The 1,275-nt window shown below is 41.4% G+C and carries 2 protein-coding genes; one reads left to right on the top strand and one right to left on the bottom strand.

The window, feature by feature from the left end:
• The coding region (locus R8O11_RS24895; protein ID WP_318194563.1) for a UTRA domain-containing protein at positions 1-567 on the bottom strand (567 nt) is incomplete at its 3' end.
• A 248-nt stretch (positions 568-815) separates the two neighbouring features.
• On the opposite strand from R8O11_RS24895, the gene R8O11_RS24890 reads away from it, so the two are divergent.
• Positions 816-1,275: sporulation protein (locus tag R8O11_RS24890; protein ID WP_318074181.1), on the top strand; the 460-nt coding region annotated here is incomplete at its 3' end.

Genomic DNA, 1,275 nt, shown 5'->3' with positions numbered 1-1,275 from the left:
GATGCGATTATCGGGAACAATGGCTTCAACCGTGTGTTCAATCGCGCTCAACGGACAGTTATTAGATAGGTATTGATTAGGAGTAATTTGGGTGAAGTCTTGGTTAAGGTAACTCGGGGCGTACTGGCTGTTTACCCAACGCAGTTCTAACTGAATAGGTGTGCTGTCTTCATAGTGAATGATCTCACTGTAAAACACTGTTGTACCAAGCATTACACCAAGTTTTATTGCGATGCTATCGTCCGCTTTTATCGCGACTTGTTGAACTACTTTACTGCTGTATAGGCGTCCTCGGTCACTAACTTCTTCCGCTATATTGCGAATATCTAGTAATGGGGATTCTGATTTCTCACTAGGGTCACAAACGAACGTTCCCAACCTTGGGCGACGTTGTAGTTTCCCTTCATTCACCAAATCTCGTATCGCTTTGTTTACTGTCATTCGGCTTACACCGAACTGTTCAGTCAGCTCGATTTCAGTCGCAATGCGCTGTCCGACCATCCAATCTCCGGAATCAATTTTATCGAGGATAAATTGTTTGATTTGCATGTAGAGTGGCGCAGACATAATGATACCTTTTAAATTGACTATACAAATACTGCTTAATTTAGGTACAAATTGCAAATAGTTATCGACAAATACGACATTTAGATACAAATAACGGGCATTTGCTTGCTGAATGATTTGGCTGATTTGATATTTTTTGAATCGATAATGGAATCAAGCCGTATTCTTGCGGTCTATTGCTTGCAGCTTATAAGGCAATTGTGTAAACAAAGCACAACTAATAAAAACAGTCGCAAAAAAGGAAAGACATGTTTAAGAAATTAAAAGCATCGTTGGGTATCGGATCTGCAAAAGTGGATACTATTTTGGATGAAATGAGCGTGTTTCAAGGTGCGACGCTGAAGGGACATGTTCATATCAAAGGTGGGGATGTTGAACAGCAGATCGACGCTATCACCATTAAATTGAACACAGAAATGAAAGTTGAAGTGGACGATAGCGTAAGTTATCAAACCTTCACTATCGACCAGCTCAAGGCGGTTGACCCGTTTGTGATTCAACCGAATGAAGAAAAACAAGTGCCTTTCGAGCTAAAACTGCATGATGAAACACCTATCACTGCGGTTAGCGCATTGAAGAACCAGTGCAATGTTTGGGTAGAAACCACTCTAGATATTGATTTTGCCATCGACCCACGAGATCGCGATTACATTGAAGTGAAACCACTACCAGTGGCATCTCGCGTTATTCGAGCGATTGAACAAGCTG

The organism is Vibrio sp. 1288, assembly GCF_033344475.1.
Note: the sequence above shows the minus strand (reverse complement) of the source record. Positions and strands in the feature narration are given on the sequence as shown.